This is a genomic window from Sphingomonas sp. KC8 (genome assembly GCF_002151445.1).
GTDB lineage: Bacteria > Pseudomonadota > Alphaproteobacteria > Sphingomonadales > Sphingomonadaceae > Sphingomonas_E.
Genome location: NZ_CP016306.1, coordinates 561412 through 582466, shown reverse-complemented (window position 1 = coordinate 582466; position 21055 = coordinate 561412). Strand labels below are relative to the sequence as shown.

Below are 21055 nucleotides of genomic sequence, written 5' to 3'. Positions count from 1 at the left end.
CGTTATTTGGCGGCCTCACGAAGTGTTCGGCGAAAGCCCGCTTCGTCGAGGCCGCCTTTGACCAGCACCGGCCCGACCAGATAAGCGGGCGTGCCGCGCAGGCCGAGCGCGAATGCCTCGGTCGCGACGCGGGCGAGGGCCTTGTCAATCCGGTCGGCATCGACGACGAGATCGGCCTCCAGCCGCGCCCAATCGCCACCGGCGCGTTCGACGATCTGGCGCAGCAGCGCATCGCTGATCCGTTCGTTGCGTTGCATGAGCGCATCATGGACCGCGCCATAAATGCCCTGCTTGTCCGCGGCGAGCGCGACACGGGCGGCGCGAACCGAGTTCGGGCCGAGAATCGGCCATTCCTTGTAAACAACCCGGACATCGCGCCGATCAGCCAGCACATCGCGCATCGCGCCGTAGGATTGGCGGCAGATCGCGCAATCATAATCGCTATAAACCGTGATCGTCAGCGGCGCATGATCCGGCCCGACGCGCGGGGCATCAGGATCGGCATGGATGCCTTCGATCGTCGGGGTCGAACTGTCGACCCGTTCGCCCACCGGCCGGAAATATCGGAACAGCAATGCGCCGCCCGATCCGACAGCGGCGGCGGCGAGGAATTGCAGGATATCGCGCCGCCGTTTCATCATGCCGATCGAAGCGCCCGCCCGGCCGCTATAGCCGCATCGCTGGCGAGCATATCGGCGCGTTCATTATCGGGATGCCCGGCGTGCCCCTTCACCCACAACCATTCGATCCGGTGCGGTTCGGCGGCGGCCAGCAGCCGCTGCCAGAGATCCGCATTCTTGACCGGCTTGCGATCAGCGGTCTTCCAGCCGTTGCGCAGCCAGCCCTTGATCCACTTGGTCAGCCCATCCATGACATAGCGGCTGTCGGTGGACAGCCTGACCTGGCAGGGACGCTTGAGCGCTTCCAGCCCCTGGATCGCGGCCATCAATTCCATGCGGTTGTTGGTGGTCAGCCCTTCGCCGCCGGACAATTCACGCTCCGTACCACCGGCGCGCAGCAGCACGCCCCAGCCACCGGGCCCGGGATTGCCCTTGCACGCGCCATCCGTGGCGATTTCAACGGAAGTCAGATCACTCACAGGCCAAGCGTCTCCGGCTGCGCATCGCGATAGAAATCGAGCCGACGCAGGAAGGCAAGGGGATCCTTGCGCGTCACCATCGCATCGGCCGGCGTATTGAGCCAATCCCACGCGCGGGTGAGGAGGAACCGCAGACATGCCCCGCGCGCCAGCGTCGGGAAAGCGGCGCGTTCCGCCCCCGAAAGCCCGAATGTGCTGTCATACCCCGCGATCAGCGCGGCCGCGCGAGCCGGATCAAACCCGGTGCCATCATTTTCAAAGCACCAGGCCGCCTGCGTTACCGCCACATCCCAGGCCCGCACTTCATGCGCGGCAAAATAGAAATCGATCACACCCGAAACATCGTCGCCGAGCATCAGGACATTATCGGGGAACAAATCGGCATGGATTACGCTGCGTGGTAAATCCCTTGACCAATGCGCGGAAATATAAGATAATTCTTCATCGACGCGAGCCTTCAAGCCCGGCTGGATGGCATCCAGATCATCCCCGCACCGCGCCGCAAGTGCCGCCCACCCATCCGGGCCAAGGCTGTTTTCGCGCTTGCCGCCGAAATCGGCCAGCGCCGCGTGCATCTGGCCCAGCGCTTCACCGGCCGCGCGCGTCTGCACAGGGGTTGGATGGGTGACGGACACGCCGTTCAGGAACTCGATCAGGCAGGCGGGACGGCCGCTGACGGTTTGCAACTGCACGCCATCGCGGTCCTTCAGCGCCCGCGGAACGGGCAATCCCTTGTCCGCCAAATGATCCAGTAGCGCCATGAAGAAGGGGAGATCGGCGGCGTCGACACGCTTTTCATACAGCGTCAGGATGAAGCGATGATCGGTGGTATCGACCAGATAGTTGCTGTTCTCCACACCTTCGGCGATGCCTTTGGCCGAAACCAGCGATCCGGCGCCATAGCGTGCGAGCAGCGTTTCCATGTCTTCGGCAGAGACATGCGTGTAGACGGCCAAAATAGTATCCCTTCGATATCGTCATGCTGAACCCGGCGGACGGCCGGGCTGGCCCCAATTCTGCAGCGTCAGACGTCTGCGAGCGCGCGCGGCAGCTTGAAAATCATATCCTCTTTCGCGGTGGTCACTTCACTTTCTTCGATGGCGAAACGCGTCGCCAAGCGATCGACCACTTCGCGCACCAATATTTCCGGGGCCGATGCCCCAGCGGTGATGCCGAGCGTCGCGGCCCCATCCAGCCACGCGAAATCGATGTCATCGGCGCGTTGAATCAACAGCGCCTTCACCCCGCTGCGTTCCGCGACCTCGACCAGCCGAAGCGAATTGGAGGAGTTGGGCGCGCCGATCACCAGCATGGCATCGCACTGTTCGGCGATCGCCTTGACGGCGGCCTGCCGGTTAGACGTGGCGTAGCAAATATCCTCTCCGCGCGGTGCGTGGATCGAAGGAAAACGCTGTCGCAACACGGCGATCGTGGCGGCCGTATCGTCCACCGACAATGTCGTCTGCGTCAGGAAGGCCAATGCTTCGGGATCGGCGGGGGCGACCGTCTGGGCATCCGCCTCGTTTTCGATCAGCGTCATCCGGCCTTCGGGAACCTGACCGAAGGTGCCGATCACTTCCGGGTGGCCCTTGTGGCCGATAAACAGGATGTGGCGGCCATCAGCCACCAGCCGTTCGGCCTGACGATGGACCTTGGAAACGAGCGGGCAGGTGGCGTCGACATAATCGAGGCCGCGTTCTTCGGCCTTGTGGGGCACCGCCTTTGGCACGCCGTGGGCAGAGAAAACGACGGGCACGCCATCGGGCACCTCGTCCAGATCCTCGACAAAAACCGCGCCGAGCGCCTTCAGGCTATCGACGACATAGCGGTTGTGGACGATTTCATGGCGCACATAAACGGGCGCGCCATATTTCTGGATCGCAAGTTCGACGATCCGGATCGCGCGATCGACGCCGGCGCAAAAACCACGGGGCGCGGCGATCAGCAAACGAAGCGGGGGGAGGGAAACAGGTATGTCGGCCATGGCGCGGCTCTACGCGATTGCTTGCCTGCGCGGAAGGCGCTTCCTATGATCGACGCCGGCCCGTTCGCGGCCATTCGCCGCCGGCCCCATAGATTGCAGAGGATTGCCCCCCTTGTCCCACCCCAAGACGATCGCCCTCAGCCTTGTCGCGCTGGCCCTTGCCGGTTGCGCCAGTGGCGCCCAGTTTGACGAAACAGGCGGGATCAAATCCGTCCGCTCGTCCTGTCCGGCGGTCGCCGTGCCGGTCAACACCGGGGATGTCACGCTGTTCAACCCGCCGGCCAGCCGTGAGGCGCGCGCGATCGATGTGGTCGCGACCATCACCAACCTGCGCAATACATGCAGCGAACAAGGCGAAAAGATCGTCGCCGACGCCACGTTCGAAGTGCAGGCCCGGCGCACCGACACCAGCGGCGCGCGCGAAGTGGTGCTGCCATATTTCGCCACCGTCACGCGTGGCGGCACGCAGATCGTGTCCAAGCAGGTCAGCCGCATTGTCCTGCGCTTTGCCGATGGCGAGGCGCGCGCCACGACGGCAGGAGGCGGCAACGCCAGCATCGCACGTTCCGCGGCAACGCTGCCGGCCGAAGTGCAGGAACAGATCACGCGCCGCCGCAAGCCCGAAGACGCCGACGCATCGATCGATCCGCTGGCCGATCCGGCGGTGCGCGCGGCCGTCCGGCAGGCAAGTTTTGAGCTGCTGATCGGTTTCCAGCTCACCAACGAGCAGCTTGCGTACAACGCGACGCGCTGATTCGATGGCTCCGGCGCGTGGGCGGCGTTGACTTGCACGCCGCCGCGCGCCAAGGCTGGTTTCGCCGCCGGGAAGAGATTCCCGGACAACCGCGCGGGAGAGTGCGTTGCCGGGTGACCGGAAACGCCGCCGAAGGAGCAACCGCCCCGGAATCTCTCAGGCAGACCGGACCGCGCGGGTTTTACGGCACTCTGGAAAGCGGGCAGGCAACTGCCCCACCGAAGGGGTAAGCGGCGCGTTGACAGACGCTTCGTGAAAGCTCTCAGGTTCCGTGACAGAGGGGGCGACGAGACGACAGGGCAGATGCGCCCTGGCGGTATTGTCGCGCCACAGTACGGAGACCTTGGATGAGCGAAGAAACCACCGACGAAATCCCGCAGACCCTGCCGCTGGATGCGTGGCACCGTGCGCGCGGTGGGCGGATGGTGCCGTTCGCCGGCTATCATATGCCGGTCCAGTTCGAAGGGATCATGGCCGAACATCTGTGGACGCGATCGTCGGCCAGCCTGTTCGACGTCAGTCATATGGGCCAGCTGCTGATTTCCGGCGAAGAGGTGGATGAGGCGCTCGAAGCCGTCATGCCCGGCGATATCGCGGGTCTTGCCGAAGGCCGGATCCGTTATTCGCTGCTGCTCAACGACAGCGGTGGGATTCTCGATGATCTGATGGTCACGCGCACCAAGGGCGACCTGTACGTCGTCGTCAACGGCGCGACCAAATATGACGACATCGCCCACCTCCACGAACATCTGCCCGAACATATCACCCTGAACCATATGGACGAACAGGCGCTGATCGCGTTGCAGGGGCCGAAGGCCGTCGATGCGCTGGCCCGCCTTTCGCCGGGTGTCGAAAAGCTGGTGTTCATGACAGCGGGTGCATTCCGCCTTGGCGGTGTGTCCTGCTGGATCAGCCGTTCGGGCTATACCGGCGAGGATGGGTTCGAAATCTCGCTGCCGGCATCGGCCGCCGACACGATCGCGACCCTGTTATGCGATCAGCCCGAAGTGAAGCCCGCCGGCCTTGGTGCGCGCGATTCGCTGCGCCTGGAAGCGGGCCTGCCGCTTTATGGCCATGATCTCGATGAGGATATTAGCCCGGTTGCGGCCGATCTTGGCTTTGCGATCCCGAAACGCCGGCGCGAGGAGGGGGGCTTCCCTGGCTCCGACAGGATCGCCATCGAACGCGCCGAAGGGCCTGCCACCAAACGCGTCGGCCTGATCATCGAGGGCCGGCAGCCGGTGCGCGAAGGCGGTACGGTGGTCGATGCTGACGGCAATGACATTGGCCGTGTCACGTCCGGCGGCTTTTCCCCCACGCTGCAGACGCCGATCGCAATGGCCTATGTGCCCGTGTCGCTCGCAACGCCTGGCACCCCCGTCACGCTGCAACAGCGCGGCAAGCTTTTCCCGGCGAAGGTCGCAGCCATGCCCTTCGTCCCCCACAATTACGTCCGCAAGGGAGCCTGAGCCATGACGCTCTATTTCACCAAGGATCACGAATGGATCGCCGTCGACGGCGATATCGCCACCGTCGGCATCACCGATTACGCCCAGTCGCAGCTGGGTGACGTGGTATTCGTCGAAGTGCCGCCCGCCGGCACCGCCGTCGAAAAGGGCAAGGAAGCCGCCGTCGTCGAATCGGTGAAGGCCGCATCCGACGTCTATGCCCCGGTTTCTGGCGACGTGACCGAAGGCAATGCCGCACTGGAAGCCGATCCCTCGCTGGTGAACAGCGCGCCCGAAAGCGATGGCTGGTTCTTCAAGCTCACGCTGTCGAACGTGGCGGAACTGGACGGTCTGCTCGACGAGGCCGGCTACAAGGCGTTCGTGGCGACGCTGTGAGCGTCAACCCCACCAGCCGCTGGGAAGCGCAGGACTATGCCGAGAACGCGGCCTTCGTGCCCGCGCTCGGTGCGCCCGTCCTTGCGCTGCTGGCACCGCAGCCGGGCGAGCGCATCCTCGACCTTGGCTGTGGTGATGGCGTGCTGACCGCGAAGATTGCGGACGCAGGCGCCAGCGTGGTGGGGGTGGACGCCGCCGATACGATGATCGCGGCGGCCGTCGAACGCGGGCTGGACGCGCGCGTGACCGATGGGCAGGCGCTTGATTTCGGTCCGGAATATGACGCGGTGTTCTCCAATGCCGCCCTGCACTGGATGCTGGATGGCGCAGCGGTTGCGGCGGGCGTGTTTCGCGCGCTCAAACCCGGCGGGCGGTTCGTTGGCGAAATGGGCGGGCATGGCAATATCGCCAAGCTGCGCGCAGCACTCTACGCCGAACTGGCCGAGCGCGGCTACGCGCTGCCGGCGGCCGAACCGCAATGGTATCCGACGCCGGATGCCTTTATGGCGATCTACGCCGCCGCCGGCTTCGTGGACGTGGACGCGCACCTGATCCCGCGGCCGACACCGCTTCCCGCCGGCGTGACCGGCTGGCTGCGGACGTTCCGCGCCGGTTTCATGAACAGCGCCAACATCCCCGACGCGGAACAGCCCATGATCGCCGAAGCCGTCCAGAAGCGGCTCGAACATGATTTCCTGCAACCCGACGGAACCTGGCTGGCGGATTATGTCCGCTTGAGATTCAGCATGAGAAAGCCATCCTAACATGCGGTATTTACCCCTTACCGATGCCGACAGGAGCGCGATGCTCCGCACCGTCGGCGCCCGTTCGATCGACGACCTGTTCATCGATGTGCCCGAAGCAGCCCGGCTGCCCGGCCCGATCGCCGGCCTTCCCGGCCACGCATCGGAAATCGCGGTGGAACGCCAGTTGAAGGAACTCGCCAATCGCAACCTTGCGGCAGGCGACGTGCCTTTCTTCCTCGGCTGCGGCGCATATCGCCACCATGTTCCGGCGAGCGTCGATCACCTGATCCAGCGCGGGGAATTCCTGACGGCGTATACGCCCTATCAGCCCGAAATCGCGCAGGGCACGTTGCAGGTGCTGTTCGAATTCCAGACGCAGGTCGCGCGGCTGCTGGGTTGCGATGTCGCCAACGCATCCATGTACGACGGATCGACCGCCTGCTGGGAAGCGATCGTCATGGCGCGGCGGATCACCAAGCGCGCCAAGGCGCTGGTTTCGGCCGGCGTGCACCCGCATTATGTTTCGGTCTGCACGACGATGGCGAAATTCACCGGCGACGTGCTGGAAACGGCCATCCCCGACCTGACCATCGGCGCGCCCGGCGACGATCTTGCCCGGCTGATCGCGGCGGTCGACAAGGAAACGAGCTGTGTCGTCGTCCAGAACCCCAACATCCTCGGCCATGTCGCCGACCTGTCGGAACTGGCCGCCCGCTGCCACGAAATGGGCGCGCTGCTGATCGCTGTCGTCACCGAGCCGGTTGCGCTGGGTGCGATCCGTTCGCCTGGCGAAATGGGCGCGGATATCGTCGTTGGGGAAGGCCAGTCCTTGGGCGTCGGCCTGCAATTTGGCGGGCCATATGTCGGCCTGTTCGCCACCCGCGACAAATATGTCCGGCAGATGCCGGGCCGGCTATGCGGCGAAACCGTCGATGCAGAAGGCAAGCGCGGTTTCGTGCTGACGCTGTCGACCCGCGAACAACATATCCGCCGCGAAAAAGCGACATCGAATATCTGTACGAACTCAGGGCTTTGTGCGCTGGCTTTCTCAATCCACATGACATTGCTGGGCGAACGCGGCCTGCGCGATCTTGCCGCGCTCAACCATGCCAGCGCAGTAGCGGCGGCGGACAGGCTGGCGAAGGTGCCGGGCGTCGAACTGGTCAACGGATCATTCTTCAACGAATTCACGCTGCGGTTGCCAAAGGAAGCCCGTCCTGTCGTTCGCGCACTGGCGGATGACGGTATTCTGGGCGGCGTATCGCTGGGGCGGCTTTATCCGGGTGTTGCCGCGCTTGAAAACGGCCTGATCGTCGCGGTGACGGAAACCGTGACGGAGGATGACATCAACGAACTGGCCGATGCACTGGAGGAGACGCTGCGATGAGCATCAACCAGAGCGGATGGCGCCCGGAAATGACATCGGGCGAAGCCGGCGGCGCCGTTGCGACCTTCACCGGCAATAAGGGGCTGATGCTGGAAGAAGCGCTGATCTTTGAAATCGGCGATACCGAGCGCACCGGCGTCGACTTGCCCGACGCACCGAAGGTGGAAAGCCGCCTTGGTGGGCTGGAGCGCAACGCCAGCATTGGCCTGCCCGGCCTCGCCGAACCCGAGGCGGTGCGCCATTATACCCGCCTGAGCCGCCAGAATTACGCGATCGACCTCGGCCTTTTCCCGTTGGGAAGCTGCACGATGAAGCATAACCCGCGTCTCAACGAGAAAATGGCGCGATTGCCCGGATTTGCCGACATTCACCCGCTGCAGCCGGTGGATTCGGTGCAGGGCGCGCTGGCGCTGATCCACCTCGTCGGCGAATGGCTGGTCAAGCTGACCGGGATGGCGGCCGTATCGATGAGCCCGAAAGCCGGGGCGCATGGTGAATTATGTGGTTTGCTGGCGATCCGTTCGGCGCTGGAGGCGCGCGGCGATGCACGCAAGGTGATCCTGGTGCCCGAAAGCGCCCATGGCACCAACCCGGCAACAGCGGCCTTCTGCGGCTATGCGGTGGAGAACATCCCTGCGACCGAAGCCGGCCGGGTCGATCTGGCGGCGCTGAAGGCGCGGCTGGGGCCGGACGTGGCGGCGGTGATGATCACCAACCCCAACACCTGCGGCCTGTTCGAACCGGATATGAAGGCGATTTCGGACGCGGTGCACGCGGCCGGCGCGCTGGTCTATTGCGACGGGGCGAACTTCAACGCGATCGTCGGGCGGGTGCGCCCAGGCGATCTTGGCGTCGATGCGATGCACATCAACCTGCACAAGACCTTTTCCACCCCGCATGGCGGCGGCGGCCCAGGTTCTGGCCCGGTGGTGTTTTCGGATCTCCTCGCGCCTTACGCGCCCCTGCCGTTCGTGGAAAAGCAGGGCGGCCATTATGCGCTGGTCGAGGAAGAAACCGCCGGCGAACATCATGCCGGTTCCTTCGGGCGCATGGTGGCATTCCATGGCCAGATGGGCATGTTCGTGCGTGCCGCGGCCTATATGCTGAGCCATGGTGCGGATGGCTTGCGCCAGGTGGCCGAGGATGCGGTGCTCAATGCCAATTATGTGCTGCGATCGCTGGAAGATGTGCTCGACGCGCCGTTTGCAGCCAGCGGGCCGTGCATGCACGAAGCGCTGTTCTCGGATGATAATCTTGCTGAAGGGTTCTCGACACTGGATATCGCCAAGGGGCTGATCGACGAGGGTTTCCACCCGATGACGGTCTATTTCCCGCTGGTCATCCACGGGGCGATGCTGGTCGAACCGACCGAAACCGAAAGCAAGGCGGCCCTGGACCAGTTCATCGGTGCGCTGCGTTCGGTGGCGGAGCGTGCCCGCGCGGGCGATCCGGCGTTGAAGGCCGCGCCACATCTCGCGCCGCGCCGGCGGTTGGATGAAACGCTGGCCGCGCGCAAGCCGGTGTTGGTGTGGAAAGACCCGGTGGCAGCGCAAGCCGCCGAGTGATCGGGCACTGCCGCCGCCGCGAGCAGAAGTTAGAGTGGCGGCGGCAGGCCTGAACCAGCCGGGGATGGGGCTGCCCGACCGGAAGCACGTTTTTCAAGAAATGGATGCCGAAGGCGGCGTTGCGGCCACGTTCCCGCATTGGGGCTGGGCAGGGGCATGACGAAGCCTTGCTTGTGATTGGCGAATGAGACCGATGATGGGCAATCGAGGCTAGAGAAGCGTGAAGGCTTCAAGATCAGCAATCGCGTAAATTGCGAAGTCGATGCCAATCCGAAATCATACCGAAATTCGCCTCGGATATGGACCATCCGCAAACAAGCCGTTTGAATTGTTGCCGCGAGGCAGGTGATATCGATCGTGCTTTTGGGGGTTTTTCATAATAGGTGATTTTGAGTTATATTGCTGAATGCGTATGATCATTTCCCTGTTGCTGGTGCCTGCAACATCAGGTTCACGCGATAGGAGCGCCATTGCCCTGCGGCTTGCGAGGCGGCGGTAAAATGCCGCTTTCGCTCCACCCGCGGCTACGCCCCTGGCGTGACGAGGATTTTGCCATCTTCCGGGCGATCCATGCCGACCCTGAAATTGGCTATTGGCTTGGCGGCACATTGGACGAAGATCAGGCGCGCGCGGCCTTCGCCCGGATCCGGTGCCGCATGGACGAACATGGCTGGGGCATGTGGGCGATCCTGGATGACGCTGATGTCCCGGTGGGCACTGCGGGGTTGCAGGCAGCGCGGGATAATCTGCCCTTCGCGCCCGCGATCGAAGCGGCATGGCGGCTGCGCCGCGGCGCCTGGGGCAGGGGCTATGTCACCGATGCGATGCGGCCGATCCTGGCCGATGGTTTCCAACGCGTCGGGCTGGATGAAATCGTGGCGTTCACATCAGCGCCCAATTCCCGATCACAGGCCGTCATGCAGCGGCTTGGCTTTGCGCGCGATCCTGCCGGCGATTTTGATCATCCGGCGCTGGCGGCGGATCATCCGCTCCGCCGCCACATCTTTTATCGAATGGCCCCGCCGATCATTTGAACGGCAGGATCAGCGAGCTTTCACCGCCGGGGCCGGGGCCTTCGCGCTGATCCGCCAGATGACATTGCCGACATCATCGGCCACAAGCAGCGCGCCGGTCTTGTCGGCGATCACCCCGACCGGGCGGCCGCGCGCCTGTTCGCTGTCATTCAAAAATCCGGTCAGCACGTCGATCGGCTGACCCGCCGGCTTGCCCTTCGCGAAGGGAACATAGATCACCTTATAGCCGGAAAAAGGCCGACGATTCCACGATCCATGCTGGCCGATGAACGCGCCGTCGCTGAACTGCGCCCCCAGTTTCACATCCTTTGCGAAGGTCAGGCCAAGGGACGCCGTATGCGGCCCAAGCGCATAATCCGGCCGCACCAGATACTGGCGCTGATCATCGTCGGGCTGTTCCACCCGTTCGTCGACATATCCGTGCCAGTAATAATAGGGCCAGCCGTAAAAACCGCCCAGTTCGACATGGGTGAGATAATCGGGCGCCAGATCCGATCCCAGCATGTCGCGTTCGTTGACGACCGTCCATAACGCGCCCGTCGTCGGCTCCCACGCCATGCCGTTGGGATTGCGCAGGCCATATGCGAAAATGCGGTGCGCCCTGGTTTTGGCGTCGACCTCCCAGATCGCCGCGCGCCCTTTTTCGATCTCCAGCCCGTCTTCGGCAATATTGCTGGCGGATCCGACGGTAACATAGAGCTTCGCGCCGTCGGCGCTGGCGATCACGTTGCGCGTCCAGTGACCGGGGGGATCGGACGGTAGATCGACGATCTTTTCGGCGGGTGCATCGATTTTCGTCTGCCCCGGCTTGAACGGGAAGCGGACCAGTGCATCGGTATTGCCGACGTAGAGATGGTCGCCAACCAGGGCCATGCCGAACGGGGAGTTCAGCCCGGACAGCAAAACGCTGCGCTGGTCGGCGACCCCGTCGCCATTGCTATCCCGCAGCAAGGTGATGCGATTGGCGGACGGCGCGGCGGCACCGGCGCGGCCCATCAGGATGCCCATCACCCAGTTGCGCACGCCGCCGCCGGCATTGTCCCGCGGCGGGCTGTTTGTTTCGGCGACCAGCACGTCGCCATTGGGAAGCGACAGCATCCAGCGCGGATGATCCAGCCCCGATGCAAATGCCTGAACCGCAAGGCCGGCGGCCGGGGTAGGGGCCTCACCGGCCTTCCAGCCGACGGCCGACGCGACCTTCATCGTCGGCAGCAGCGTCTTCTTCGGCTCCGCGATGGTGGGCTTGGGCCCCGTCACCGCCTCCACGCTGAGATCGGCGCGCTCGCTGGTGAGCATCGACCAGCCACCATAAGCGGCACCGGCAAGAAGGAGCGGGATGACGATGAAGCGTTTTTTCATGCCATCAATCTAAGGCCTTGGGCGGTCGCCAGCAACAAAATGCGGCAACCGCCCCGGCGGATGACGGCTATTCGTCGTCCGTTTCCGGTTCGATCGGGGGGTGCAGGCGCAGCCGGGCGACGCGCCTGGCATCGCCGGCCGTCACTTCCAGGCGCCAGCCGCTTTCATGTTCGACGATTTCGCCAACCTGCGGCACATGCCCCGCCAGCACCGACGCCATGCCGCCAAGCGTATCGACATCTTCCTCGATTTCAGCGAGGCGGGGATCGATCGCCTCGGCGATATCTTCGAGTTCGGCGCGCGCATCCGCCTCCCAGCGGCCACCGCCGATCGACGTGAACAGCGCCTGTGTTTCCTCATCATGTTCATCATCGATTTCACCGACGATTTCCTCGACGATATCCTCGATCGTGACGAGACCCTCGGTGCCCGAATATTCATCGAACACGATGGCCAGATGTGTCCGCGTCGCCCGCATCTCCGCAAGAAGATCGAGCACGCCCATCGATTCCGGCACATAACGCGGCTGACGGATCAGTGCGTCCAGCGTTACGGGCGGCGGCGCGCCCGCCGCGAAGATGGCGAACACGTCCTTGATGTGGACCATCCCGATCACTTCATCGAGATTTTCGCGATAGACGGGCAGGCGGCTATGCCCCGCGTCCGCGAAGACCTTGACCAGATCGGCAAAACTGATCGTTTCCGGAACGGCGATGATATCGGCCCGCGGAACGCCGACATCACCGGCCGTCCGTTCGCCAAAGTGCAGCAGATTGCGTAGCATCTGCCGTTCGATCGGAGACAAATCGCCCTTCGAGGGTGATTCGCCTTCATGCTCGTCAATCGCTTCCTCGATCTGATCGCGGAGCGTCGGCTCACTGTCTTCGCCAAAAAGAAGAGCCCGCAGGCCCCGCCACAATCGGCCGCTACTGTCGCCGCTACTGGAATCGTCGGGCATAAGGCAGGTGTTTCAGTCCCCTTGTTCAACCTTCAGGATAGCCGGTGGATCGTTACCAAGTCGAGACACTATTACCGGACCCGGATCAGCTTTCATCCACCGCATAGGGATCGGAGATGCCGAGCGAAGCCAATGCGGCGCGCTCGATCGCTTCCATGGCTTCGGCTTCGCCGTCGTCCATATGATCGAAGCCCAGCAAATGCAGGGTGCCATGAACGATCAGATGCGTCGCGTGCGTTGCCGGGACGACGCCTTTTTCGGCGGCTTCGCGCACGCATACGCCATGGGCCAGGATGATATCGCCCAGCAACACTTCGCCATCGTCGCTGTTCGTCAGCCCTTCGAGCAAATCAGCCTGAACCATCGGGAAAGACAGTACGTTGGTCGATTTGTCCTTGCCGCGATAGTTCGCGTTGAGCTCGCGGACTTCTTCGTCATCGGCATAGCGCACCGACACCTCGATGCAGACCGCATCGTCGACGAGCAGCCCGTGCGGACTGTGCCGGATTGCGGCAAGGACCGCCCGTTGGGCCAGCGCTTCCCAGTCGACAGTTTCGGCCCAGACGGGTTCGATTTGAACGGCAGTTTCAATCATCGCCGCGCCGTAGGATCAAATTCATCGGCATTCCAGAAAAAGCTGACGTGGCGGACTGTCACGCATCCTTGCCTTCATAGGCTTCCACGATTCGACCGACGATCGGATGGCGAACGACGTCACCCGCGCCGAAATGGATCGTCGCAATCCCATCGACACCTTCCAGCCGGCCCACGGCATCGGCAAGGCCCGAACTGCCCGGCACTGGCAGATCGACCTGCTTTGGATCGCCGCAGATCACCATGCGGCTATTCATGCCAAAACGGGTGAGAAACATCTTCATCTGCGCCGGCGTGGTGTTCTGCGCTTCATCGAGGATGATGAAGGCTTCGGCCAGTGTGCGCCCACGCATGAAGGCGAGCGGCGCGATTTCGATTTCGCCCGATGCGATGCGGCGTTCCACCTGTTCCGCCGGCAGCATATCGTACAACGCATCATAAAGCGGGCGGAGATAGGGATCGACCTTCTCCTTCATGTCGCCCGGCAGGAAGCCAAGCCGTTCGCCGGCCTCGACAGCGGGGCGGGACAGGATCAATCGATCAACCGATCCGGCGATCAACTGCTGCACGGCCTGCGCCACCGCGAGATAGGTTTTGCCCGTCCCCGCCGGCCCCAGCGCGAAAATCACGTCCGATGAACCGAGCGCTTCCATGTAGCGGATCTGCGTGGCCGATCGCGGCACGATCGTTTTCTTGCGGGTGCGGATCATCACCGCTGGCGGCTGGCTGACGTCGGTACGGATGATCCCGCTCAACGTCGGTTCCGCCGACATCGCGATCACCGCATCGACCGCGCCCGAATCGATATCCTGGCCCTGAACGATGCGGTTGTAGAGGCCGCTCAACACTTCGCGCGCGCGCGCGGCAGCCTGCGCTTCGCCTTCGATCTGCAGGCGATTGCCCCGTGCGCCGATATACACGCCGAGACGGTTTTCTATGGAGACAAGGTTTCGATCATATTCGCCGAATAGGCGGCCGAGAAGTTGCGGCTTATCAAAGATGATTTCGAGGCGGGCGCGGTCGCCGGCCTGGGCGGGTACGGGCTTGCGCGACATAAATCTCCCTAAGCGGTCCACCGACGCGGCGGGACTCGCAGGATGCAGCCTGCCCCGTTCGGGCTGGCGCGGCAATGGGGGGATTATCGCGCCGGACGCAAAAATAAGGGGCGCCGCGCACGACGCCCCTTTTTCAGATGAGGGCCCGGTTCACAGGGTGTAGAGGAACGCCACCAGATCCTTTTTCTCGTCCACGCTAAGCCGCGTGCCGAGGACAAGGTTGAAAAATTCGACCGTGTCATCGAGCGTCATCAGGCGATCATCATGCAGATAAGGCGGCGAATCCTTGATTCCCCGCAACGTGAACGTCTTGATCGGCCCGTCCGCGGACGCCAGGCGCCCGTTGATCATCCTGGGCTTGAAAAAGCGTTCGACCATCAGATTGTGCATGGAATTGTCGGTGAAATAAGGTCCGCTATGGCAGACCGCACATTTGCCCTTGCCGTTGAATATGGCTTCGCCGCGTAGCTCGCTTTCGCTGGCTTTGGCCGGGATCAGCTTGCCGAACACATCCAGCTTGGGTGCCGGAGGGAAATCCAGAAGCGCCTGAAATTCCGCCATGAAATGCACCTGGCTGCCGCGTTCCAGTGGATTGACCCCCTTGAGCGCGGCCGTCGACGGATCACCATCGAAATAAGCGGCGCGCTGCTCGAATTCGGTGAAGTCTTCCACCGTCTTGAGCGCGCGTTGCGAACCGAACAGGCGTTGCACGTTCACCCCGCGCAGCGAGGGCGTATCGATGCGGTGGCGATGCTCGTTAGGACGGATATCGCCCACCGTATGCGTGGCGGCATTGGTGTGGCCGTTGGTGTGGCAATCGAAACAGGCCACGCCCTGATTGGCCGTCAGCGCGCGCCGGTCTTCGGTTGCGTTGAATTGCTGTTGCGGGAATGGCGTGACCAGCAACCGCAAGCCTTCCAGCTGCTTGGGATTCAACGCGTCCTTGAACAGGGCGTGGAAATTGGCCAGCGTGACAAGCTGGCCCTTCGAAACATCGCCAAGATCGGGCCGTGTCGTCAGATATATCGGCGCGGGGAACTGCGGCAGCATATGCTGCGGCAGATCATAGTCCATGTCGAAACGGGCCAGATCGCGCTGGGTCTGCCGTTTCGTTTCGTCGATCGTGGGCTGCGGGAAAACCATGCCGCCGGCTTCATGGTGCGGATGGGGCAGGGGATAAAAGCCCGCCGGCCAAAGGTCGCGCTGGCGGATTTCATCAGGCGTAAGAGCGGCCAGTTGATCCCAACTCACCCCGTTCGGCAACCGGACACGGACGCTCGCTTGTACCGCTTTGCCATCAGACATCGCGACGCCGGCCGCGGGCCGATTGGCCAGATCATAACGCTGGCCCAGCAGATCGGCCTGACGTTTGGCATAGGTCGGCTTTTCATTTTGCAGCCGCTTGACGAGATCGGAAAAACTTTCTGTGGTCGCCGCCATCGTAAGCGCGGCACCGGCGAGCATGGCGATCGTTGCTGCCATGCGTGTGAGCGACTTTCCAGCCATATGCGCCTCTCCCCTGATAGAGACTGTGCACTGGAAAGTCAGAAGATGCCTGCCGGGCCCGCTTGTCAACGCGGGTTAATCGATCTCTTTAAGTCACAAAGTCGATAAGCGGATGCAGTGAGCGGATAAGAATAATTCAATGGCATGAATATAAAGCGTAAATCCAAAAGGATTGTCAGCCTGTAATGACCCCGTTCAGGCTATTTGGCCCTGCCGCAAAGATATCGACTTCCACCATCGCGCCAAGTTCCGGGCCATCTTCGATGACCACCGATTGCAGCCATGGCGATTTTCCGATCCGCTGGCCGGGCTTCTTGCCGTTGCGTTCAATCAGGACGGGCATCCGTATGCCGATCTTGCTGCGATTGAAGGCATGTTGCTGGCTGTTGAGCAATGCCTGGAGGCGCTGAAGCCGCTCATCCATCACCGGACCTGCGATCTGGCCTTCCATCACGGCCGCCGGCGTGCCGGGACGGGGCGAATATTTGAACGAAAAAGCCAGCGCATGTTCGACGCGCTCGATCAGCCCCAGCGTTGCGGCGAAATCTTCCTCGGTTTCGCCAGGGAAGCCGACGATGAAGTCACCCGAAATCGCAATATCCGGCCGCGCTTCGCGTACGCGATCGATTACACGCAGATAGCTGTCGACGGTGTGGCTGCGGTTCATCGCCTTCAATATCGGATCGCTGCCTGCCTGCACCGGCAGATGCAGGAAAGGCATTAGCGTCGCAACTTCCTTATGTGCAATGATAAGATCGTCCCGCATGTCATTGGGATGACTTGTCGTATAGCGGATGCGATCCAGGCCGTCGATCCGATCGAGCGCGCGGATCAGGCCACCCAATCCCTGCGCGCGGCCGGCTTCGTCCTCGCCTTGCCAGGCGTTCACATTCTGCCCGAGCAGGGTGATTTCGCGCGCACCGGCATCGACCAGCGCCCGGGCTTCATCCACCACGGCTTGCCACGGCCGCGATACCTCGGCGCCGCGGGTGTAGGGCACGACGCAATAGGTGCAGAATTTATCGCACCCTTCCTGAACCGTCAGGAACGCGCTTGGCCCCTGCTTGCGGCGGGCGGGAAGCACATCGAATTTCGATTGCGCCGGCATGTCGGTGTCGACTGCCTTACCGGCCTGGGCCGCGCGCACCAGGGCGGGCAGGCGGTGATAGGCCTGCGGGCCGACCACGATATCCACGCTGGGCGCGCGGCGGGGGATTTCCGCGCCTTCGGCCTGCGCGACGCAACCGGCGACCGCGATCATCGGGGTCGATCCATCGTCGCGGCGTAACCGGCCGATATCCGAATAGACCTTTTCGGCCGCCTTCTCCCGGATGTGGCAGGTGTTGAGCACGACCAGATCGGCATCGTCCGCACCGGCCGATGCGCTCAGCCCCTCGGCTTCGAGCATTTCGCTCATGCGGGCGCCATCATAGACGTTCATCTGGCAACCGAACGACTTGACGTGAAAGGTCTTGGGGGCAGGCTTGGTCATGGCGCGGCGCTATAGAGCGATTTGGCCCGGCAAGAAACCGCTGGCGTCAGAATCCGCCGCATTTCGTGCCGAACGCCAGGGGAAAGCGGGGCCTAGCGCAAGGTTCCGCTTTGCCGGAGCGCCTGTTCAATCGCCGCGCGCGCGGAATGGGCCACGGCCTTGCGTCCGATCGCCGGTTCGATCGGATCCAGAAAATGCAGGGTGACGGGCAATCTGCCCGGCCGGGACAGGAGCCGCCGCGCGTTGGCGCCGGCGCTTTCCCCGTCGGTCCATGCGATCATCGCGGCCGTATCGCCATAATCGATCGCGACCGGCTGGACGACGACACCCGCCGGCGCGCGATCGAGCGACGCGAACAGCGATGCGCGAAATGGCAACAGGCCAGTGCCGTCTCCGGTGGTGCCTTCGGGAAACAAGGCCGCCGGGCGGCCTGACGCCAGCGCGGCCCCCAAAGCATCGGCCTGGCCGATCACTGCACCGCGGCTGGACCGGCTGACGAAGATGGTGCCCGCTTCCCGCGCAAGCCAGCCAACCACGGGCCAGCCCGCCACATCGTCCTTCGAAACAAACGCCGCTCCGGTAGCACCGCCCAGCGCCAGGATATCGCACCACGAGACATGGTTCGCGGCATACAACACATGATCACGAACCATGGTGCCGGAAATGGTGACGTTCAGGCCGAACGACCGGCCGGTCATATGCAGAAACCGCGCCACCCAAGGCGATGGACGACCGATCAGGCGATGGACGCCATGTGGTGGCAGGCTGACGCCAAGCGCACCGGCGGCGAGAGCCAGGCGACGGTGAAATTCGAACGCCATGGCCCGCAATGTCAGCTAGGGCGATCCAGTGAAACCCCGTAAAGTTCCATACGATGATCGACCAGCCGGAAGCCGAGCTTGGCGGCGATCTTGCGCTGCAATTCTTCCAGTTCGGGATCGACAAATTCGATCACCTTGCCGGTTTCGACATCGATCAGGTGATCATGATGGGCTTCCGCCGCAGCTTCGTACCGGGCGCGGCCGTCGCCGAAATCATGGCGTTCGAGAATGCCGGCTTCTTCGAACAGGCGCACGGTACGATATACGGTTGCGATCGAGATGCCCGGATCGATCGCGGAGGCCCGCGCATGAAGCGCCTCCACGTCGGGATGATCTTCCGATTCCGAAAGCACGCGCGCGATCACGCGGCGCTGCTCGGTGATGCGGAGGCCCTTTTCAGCGCACAGCGCCTCAACATCGATCTTCCGCGTCATATTTCCTCTTGGATTCCAGTTTTTGCCGGGCGCACTGCGCCTGACCAAGACCTAGACATTTTTCCCCGTTGGGGGAAGGCCGGCAGCCAGTGAATGCAAATCGGCCGGAGCGTATGTCCACACGCCCCGACCGATCGCAATATCACCGACGTCGGATCAGCGCTTGCGGCGCTTGGTGCCGAGGCCGATTTTCTTCGCCAGCGTACGGCGCTGTTCGGCATAGTTCGGCGCAACCATCGGATAGTCGGCGGGCAGATTCCACTTTGCGCGATATTGCTCCGGCGTCATCTGGTAGTGCGTCATCAAGTGACGCTTGAGCATCTTCAGCTTTTTACCGTCTTCCAGGCAGACAATATAATCCGGTTTCACCGATGCACGGACAGAAACAGCCGGTTCCTGCTTGACCTCAGGCTCTGCAATCTTGCTACCGAGGCTGGTTAAGGCATTGTGTACATTCTGAATAAGAACCGGCAGATCGGATACCGCAACGCTGTTGTTGCTCACATGGGCAGAGACGATGTCAGCCGTAAGTGTGATGAACGTCTCCGTGAGACCGTTATCTTCGTTCATTTTGCGAACCCTTGAATCAGGTTTAATTGGTCGATCAGTTTGCGTCGACCATAAGTGCGCTTTGAAATGATGACGCACCCGATGCAAGTTGTTTTCGATGAACGACGTTTTCTTTTAATCGTCCCGCAATGTTCGCACCAAACTGATTGCATCGTGAAGCGCCCCATCGCGGCCGCGGTAATAATCGCGTCGCGTGCCGGCCTGTTGGAATCCCGCGCGGCTGTATAACGCGATCGCATCATTGCCTTGCCGCACTTCAAGGTGGAAACGGATGACACCGTTCGCGCGGGCGTGGTCCATCGCACGATCAAGCAACGCGCGCCCAATCCCCCGGCGACGAAAAGCCGGCGCCACGCCAAGCAGCAGCAGTTCCGCTTCATCCATCACCGCGCGCGTTAACGCAAAGCCGGCGGGAACAGCGTCGACGAAAGCTGTTGAAAGCCACACGCCGGGCAGATCGAAAATGCCAAGGCATTGCGATCTACTCCATGCCTCTCCGAAGATCGGGTCAAAGGCGGCGTCCATCACTTCCATCACCGCCGCGATGTCGTGCGCGCCATTTTCACTGAACGTGGGATCTGACGTCATGGCTGCCTCGTTCAGCCCGGCGGACGAGCATCTGGCGCGCGGCCATAAATGGGGGAGGGCGCAAGCGCTGCGATATTGGCAGGAAGGTGGATGAAATTGGAGGCACGCGCTTCGGCCGCGCGCGCTTCGCCATAACCGCGCAGCATCACCAGCGTTTCAGCGGCCGATCCCGCGACCAGCGGTTCGGTGATGGTCGCCGCAGCCGCATCAGGCTTCAGCGAAACGAGATCGGCAGACGGTGCCAGCGGCCGCATGCCGTAACACTGCACGAACAACTCGCCATGGCCACCAGGAATGGCAATCGCCACACCTGCCGGCGCATCGGCCACATCGGCGGCAATCAACGCCAGCGATGAAAATCCGGTGACGGGAACGCCCCATCCAAGCCCGAAAGCACGCGCGGCGGCAAGCCCCACGCGGACACCGGTGAAACTGCCTGGGCCGCAATCAACGCGGATCGCGTCGGCCCGGCCGCCATCGGGCAATTCGGCAATCATCGGGATCAGCCGTTCGGCATGGCCGCGGCCGACGACCTCATGGATCGCGGCCACGACGACACCATTCTCGATCAGCGCGACGGAGCAGGCCGCCGTCGCCGTTTCGATCACCAATTCCCTGTTACGTCCGGCCATCGATCAGACGATCGTATTGAAAACCCCGAAATCCGGGCGAGGCGATCGATCGAAAATCGTGGCGGGATCACCATAGCCCAGCGTCGTGATGAAGTTGGACTTCACCGACGTGCCGCCAAAGAACGCCGCATCCACGGCATCATTGTCGAAACCCGACATCGGCCCGGTATCAAGGCCAAGCGCGCGCGCCGCCATGATGAAATAGGCGCCCTGCAGCGACGAATTGCGGAAGGCCGAAGCTTCGATCAGCTTGTCGTTACCGGCGAACCAGCTGCGCGCATCCGCATGCGGAAACAGGCGGGGCAGATGTTCATAAAACTCCAGGTCCATGCCAATGATCGCGGTCACCGGCGCCGACTGGATTTTCGGACCGTTGGTGCCGGATGCAAGCGCGGCGAGCTTGTCCTTCGCTTCCTGGCTGACGCACCAGACGATCCGCGCGGGCAGCATGTTGGCCGATGTCGGCCCCCATTTCACCAGATCCCAGATAGCCTTTAGCTGTTCTTCGCTGACCGGGCGGTCCTGGTAGCCATTATAGGTGCGCGCGGCGCGGAAAAGGAGGTCCAGCCCCTCATCCGAAAGCTTCTCGGCCATCGATGATCCCTTTTGCCTAGTTATGATTCAGGATGAAAT

23 protein-coding genes and 1 riboswitch are annotated in these 21055 nt (G+C 62.8%); of the genes, 7 read left to right on the top strand and 16 right to left on the bottom strand.

Going from position 1 to position 21055, the window contains the following annotated elements; all coding sequences use genetic code 11:
* Nucleotides 1-2 precede the first annotated feature (2 nt).
* From KC8_RS02790 to ispH, 4 genes are all read right to left on the bottom strand, one after another.
* Complete coding sequence (locus KC8_RS02790; protein ID WP_010123629.1) at nucleotides 3-638, bottom strand: DsbA family protein; 636 nt, start codon at nucleotides 636-638, stop codon at nucleotides 3-5.
* Nucleotides 638-1099, bottom strand: coding sequence for a ribonuclease HI (gene rnhA / locus KC8_RS02785; protein WP_010123631.1), 462 nt, complete (start codon nucleotides 1097-1099; stop codon nucleotides 638-640). The genes KC8_RS02790 and rnhA overlap by 1 nt, the downstream gene beginning before the upstream one ends.
* Complete coding sequence (gene thrB, locus KC8_RS02780) at nucleotides 1096-2055, bottom strand: homoserine kinase (protein ID WP_029624274.1); 960 nt, start codon at nucleotides 2053-2055, stop codon at nucleotides 1096-1098. The genes rnhA and thrB overlap by 4 nt, the downstream gene beginning before the upstream one ends.
* A 68-nt stretch (nucleotides 2056-2123) precedes the next feature.
* A complete protein-coding gene (gene ispH / locus KC8_RS02775; protein WP_010123635.1) occupies nucleotides 2124-3083 on the bottom strand; it encodes a 4-hydroxy-3-methylbut-2-enyl diphosphate reductase in 960 nt (319 codons plus the stop codon).
* Between the two features lie 112 nt (nucleotides 3084-3195).
* On the opposite strand from ispH, the gene KC8_RS02770 reads away from it, so the two are divergent.
* The 7 genes from KC8_RS02770 (at nucleotide 3196) to KC8_RS02740 (ending at nucleotide 10413) form a co-directional block, all read left to right on the top strand.
* A complete protein-coding gene (locus tag KC8_RS02770) occupies nucleotides 3196-3837 on the top strand; it encodes a hypothetical protein (RefSeq protein WP_010123636.1) in 642 nt (213 codons plus the stop codon).
* An 84-nt stretch (nucleotides 3838-3921) separates the two neighbouring features.
* Nucleotides 3922-4020, top strand: a riboswitch (glycine riboswitch).
* 164 nt (nucleotides 4021-4184) lie between these two features.
* A complete protein-coding gene (gene gcvT, locus KC8_RS02765) occupies nucleotides 4185-5306 on the top strand; it encodes a glycine cleavage system aminomethyltransferase GcvT (protein ID WP_010123637.1) in 1122 nt (373 codons plus the stop codon).
* A 3-nt stretch (nucleotides 5307-5309) separates the two neighbouring features.
* Nucleotides 5310-5681 carry a glycine cleavage system protein GcvH gene (gene gcvH, locus KC8_RS02760; RefSeq protein WP_010123638.1) on the top strand — a complete coding sequence of 124 codons (372 nt, stop codon included), beginning with the start codon at nucleotides 5310-5312 and terminating at the stop codon, nucleotides 5679-5681.
* A complete protein-coding gene (locus KC8_RS02755) occupies nucleotides 5678-6445 on the top strand; it encodes a class I SAM-dependent methyltransferase (protein ID WP_010123639.1) in 768 nt (255 codons plus the stop codon). Before gcvH ends, KC8_RS02755 begins: the two co-directional genes overlap by 4 nt.
* Before the next feature lies 1 nt (nucleotide 6446).
* The gene (gene gcvPA, locus KC8_RS02750; RefSeq protein WP_010123640.1) at nucleotides 6447-7814 is read left to right on the top strand and encodes an aminomethyl-transferring glycine dehydrogenase subunit GcvPA; all 1368 of its coding nucleotides are present in this window, start codon (nucleotides 6447-6449) and stop codon (nucleotides 7812-7814) included.
* On the top strand, nucleotides 7811-9379 hold the full coding sequence (gene gcvPB, locus KC8_RS02745) for an aminomethyl-transferring glycine dehydrogenase subunit GcvPB (RefSeq protein ID WP_010123642.1): 1569 nt from the start codon (nucleotides 7811-7813) through the stop codon (nucleotides 9377-9379). Before gcvPA ends, gcvPB begins: the two co-directional genes overlap by 4 nt.
* A gap of 500 nt (nucleotides 9380-9879) precedes the next feature.
* On the top strand, nucleotides 9880-10413 hold the full coding sequence (locus tag KC8_RS02740) for a GNAT family N-acetyltransferase (RefSeq protein ID WP_010123644.1): 534 nt from the start codon (nucleotides 9880-9882) through the stop codon (nucleotides 10411-10413).
* A gap of 9 nt (nucleotides 10414-10422) precedes the next feature.
* Here the strand turns inward: KC8_RS02740 and KC8_RS02735 are convergent, their stop codons facing one another.
* The 12 genes from KC8_RS02735 to KC8_RS02680 all read right to left on the bottom strand — a co-directional run bounded on the left by KC8_RS02735 (nucleotide 10423) and on the right by KC8_RS02680 (nucleotide 21016).
* Nucleotides 10423-11772 (bottom strand): PQQ-dependent sugar dehydrogenase, encoded by a 1350-nt coding sequence (locus KC8_RS02735; RefSeq protein WP_010123646.1) that lies wholly within the window; start codon nucleotides 11770-11772, stop codon nucleotides 10423-10425.
* 67 nt (nucleotides 11773-11839) lie between these two features.
* Nucleotides 11840-12730, bottom strand: coding sequence for a hemolysin family protein (locus KC8_RS02730; protein WP_010123648.1), 891 nt, complete (start codon nucleotides 12728-12730; stop codon nucleotides 11840-11842).
* 85 nt (nucleotides 12731-12815) lie between these two features.
* Nucleotides 12816-13325, bottom strand: a complete 510-nt coding sequence (ybeY, locus tag KC8_RS02725) for an rRNA maturation RNase YbeY (protein WP_010123649.1) — start codon at nucleotides 13323-13325, stop codon at nucleotides 12816-12818.
* A gap of 58 nt (nucleotides 13326-13383) precedes the next feature.
* Nucleotides 13384-14379, bottom strand: a complete 996-nt coding sequence (locus tag KC8_RS02720) for a PhoH family protein (protein WP_010123650.1) — start codon at nucleotides 14377-14379, stop codon at nucleotides 13384-13386.
* A gap of 150 nt (nucleotides 14380-14529) precedes the next feature.
* Nucleotides 14530-15885, bottom strand: a complete 1356-nt coding sequence (locus KC8_RS02715; RefSeq protein ID WP_037495274.1) for a cytochrome b6 — start codon at nucleotides 15883-15885, stop codon at nucleotides 14530-14532.
* 175 nt (nucleotides 15886-16060) lie between these two features.
* Complete coding sequence (miaB, locus tag KC8_RS02710) at nucleotides 16061-17377, bottom strand: tRNA (N6-isopentenyl adenosine(37)-C2)-methylthiotransferase MiaB (RefSeq protein ID WP_010123652.1); 1317 nt, start codon at nucleotides 17375-17377, stop codon at nucleotides 16061-16063.
* A gap of 92 nt (nucleotides 17378-17469) precedes the next feature.
* Nucleotides 17470-18198, bottom strand: a complete 729-nt coding sequence (locus KC8_RS02705) for a lysophospholipid acyltransferase family protein (RefSeq protein WP_010123654.1) — start codon at nucleotides 18196-18198, stop codon at nucleotides 17470-17472.
* An 11-nt stretch (nucleotides 18199-18209) separates the two neighbouring features.
* Entirely contained in the window at nucleotides 18210-18632 is a 423-nt protein-coding gene (locus KC8_RS02700) for a Fur family transcriptional regulator (protein WP_010123655.1), read from the bottom strand.
* Between the two features lie 156 nt (nucleotides 18633-18788).
* Nucleotides 18789-19202, bottom strand: coding sequence for a MucR family transcriptional regulator (locus KC8_RS02695; protein WP_010123656.1), 414 nt, complete (start codon nucleotides 19200-19202; stop codon nucleotides 18789-18791).
* Nucleotides 19203-19316: 114 nt separating this feature from the next.
* On the bottom strand, nucleotides 19317-19790 hold the full coding sequence (locus KC8_RS02690) for a GNAT family N-acetyltransferase (RefSeq protein WP_010123657.1): 474 nt from the start codon (nucleotides 19788-19790) through the stop codon (nucleotides 19317-19319).
* Between the two features lie 11 nt (nucleotides 19791-19801).
* A complete protein-coding gene (gene tsaB / locus KC8_RS02685; protein WP_029624275.1) occupies nucleotides 19802-20422 on the bottom strand; it encodes a tRNA (adenosine(37)-N6)-threonylcarbamoyltransferase complex dimerization subunit type 1 TsaB in 621 nt (206 codons plus the stop codon).
* 3 nt (nucleotides 20423-20425) lie between these two features.
* Nucleotides 20426-21016: a malonic semialdehyde reductase gene (locus KC8_RS02680; RefSeq protein WP_010123660.1), complete on the bottom strand. Its 591-nt coding sequence runs from the start codon at nucleotides 21014-21016 to the stop codon at nucleotides 20426-20428.
* Nucleotides 21017-21055 lie beyond the last annotated feature (39 nt).

Excerpts from the sequence above, each read along its gene's own strand:
- KC8_RS02790 (WP_010123629.1), bottom strand. The coding sequence starts at position 638 with ATGAAACGGCGGCGCGATATCCTGCAATTCCTCGCCGCCGCCGCTGTC.
- ispH (WP_010123635.1), bottom strand. The coding sequence starts at position 3,083 with ATGGCCGACATACCTGTTTCCCTCCCCCCGCTTCGTTTGCTGATCGCC.
- gcvT (WP_010123637.1), top strand. The coding sequence starts at position 4,185 with ATGAGCGAAGAAACCACCGACGAAATCCCGCAGACCCTGCCGCTGGAT.
- gcvH (WP_010123638.1), top strand. The coding sequence starts at position 5,310 with ATGACGCTCTATTTCACCAAGGATCACGAATGGATCGCCGTCGACGGC.
- gcvPA (WP_010123640.1), top strand. The coding sequence starts at position 6,447 with ATGCGGTATTTACCCCTTACCGATGCCGACAGGAGCGCGATGCTCCGC.
- gcvPB (WP_010123642.1), top strand. The coding sequence starts at position 7,811 with ATGAGCATCAACCAGAGCGGATGGCGCCCGGAAATGACATCGGGCGAA.
- KC8_RS02740 (WP_010123644.1), top strand. The coding sequence starts at position 9,880 with ATGCCGCTTTCGCTCCACCCGCGGCTACGCCCCTGGCGTGACGAGGAT.
- KC8_RS02735 (WP_010123646.1), bottom strand. The coding sequence starts at position 11,772 with ATGAAAAAACGCTTCATCGTCATCCCGCTCCTTCTTGCCGGTGCCGCT.
- KC8_RS02730 (WP_010123648.1), bottom strand. The coding sequence starts at position 12,730 with ATGCCCGACGATTCCAGTAGCGGCGACAGTAGCGGCCGATTGTGGCGG.
- ybeY (WP_010123649.1), bottom strand. The coding sequence starts at position 13,325 with ATGATTGAAACTGCCGTTCAAATCGAACCCGTCTGGGCCGAAACTGTC.
- KC8_RS02720 (WP_010123650.1), bottom strand. The coding sequence starts at position 14,379 with ATGTCGCGCAAGCCCGTACCCGCCCAGGCCGGCGACCGCGCCCGCCTC.
- KC8_RS02715 (WP_037495274.1), bottom strand. The coding sequence starts at position 15,885 with ATGGCTGGAAAGTCGCTCACACGCATGGCAGCAACGATCGCCATGCTC.
- miaB (WP_010123652.1), bottom strand. The coding sequence starts at position 17,377 with ATGACCAAGCCTGCCCCCAAGACCTTTCACGTCAAGTCGTTCGGTTGC.
- KC8_RS02705 (WP_010123654.1), bottom strand. The coding sequence starts at position 18,198 with ATGGCGTTCGAATTTCACCGTCGCCTGGCTCTCGCCGCCGGTGCGCTT.
- KC8_RS02700 (WP_010123655.1), bottom strand. The coding sequence starts at position 18,632 with ATGACGCGGAAGATCGATGTTGAGGCGCTGTGCGCTGAAAAGGGCCTC.
- KC8_RS02695 (WP_010123656.1), bottom strand. The coding sequence starts at position 19,202 with ATGAACGAAGATAACGGTCTCACGGAGACGTTCATCACACTTACGGCT.
- KC8_RS02690 (WP_010123657.1), bottom strand. The coding sequence starts at position 19,790 with ATGACGTCAGATCCCACGTTCAGTGAAAATGGCGCGCACGACATCGCG.
- tsaB (WP_029624275.1), bottom strand. The coding sequence starts at position 20,422 with ATGGCCGGACGTAACAGGGAATTGGTGATCGAAACGGCGACGGCGGCC.
- KC8_RS02680 (WP_010123660.1), bottom strand. The coding sequence starts at position 21,016 with ATGGCCGAGAAGCTTTCGGATGAGGGGCTGGACCTCCTTTTCCGCGCC.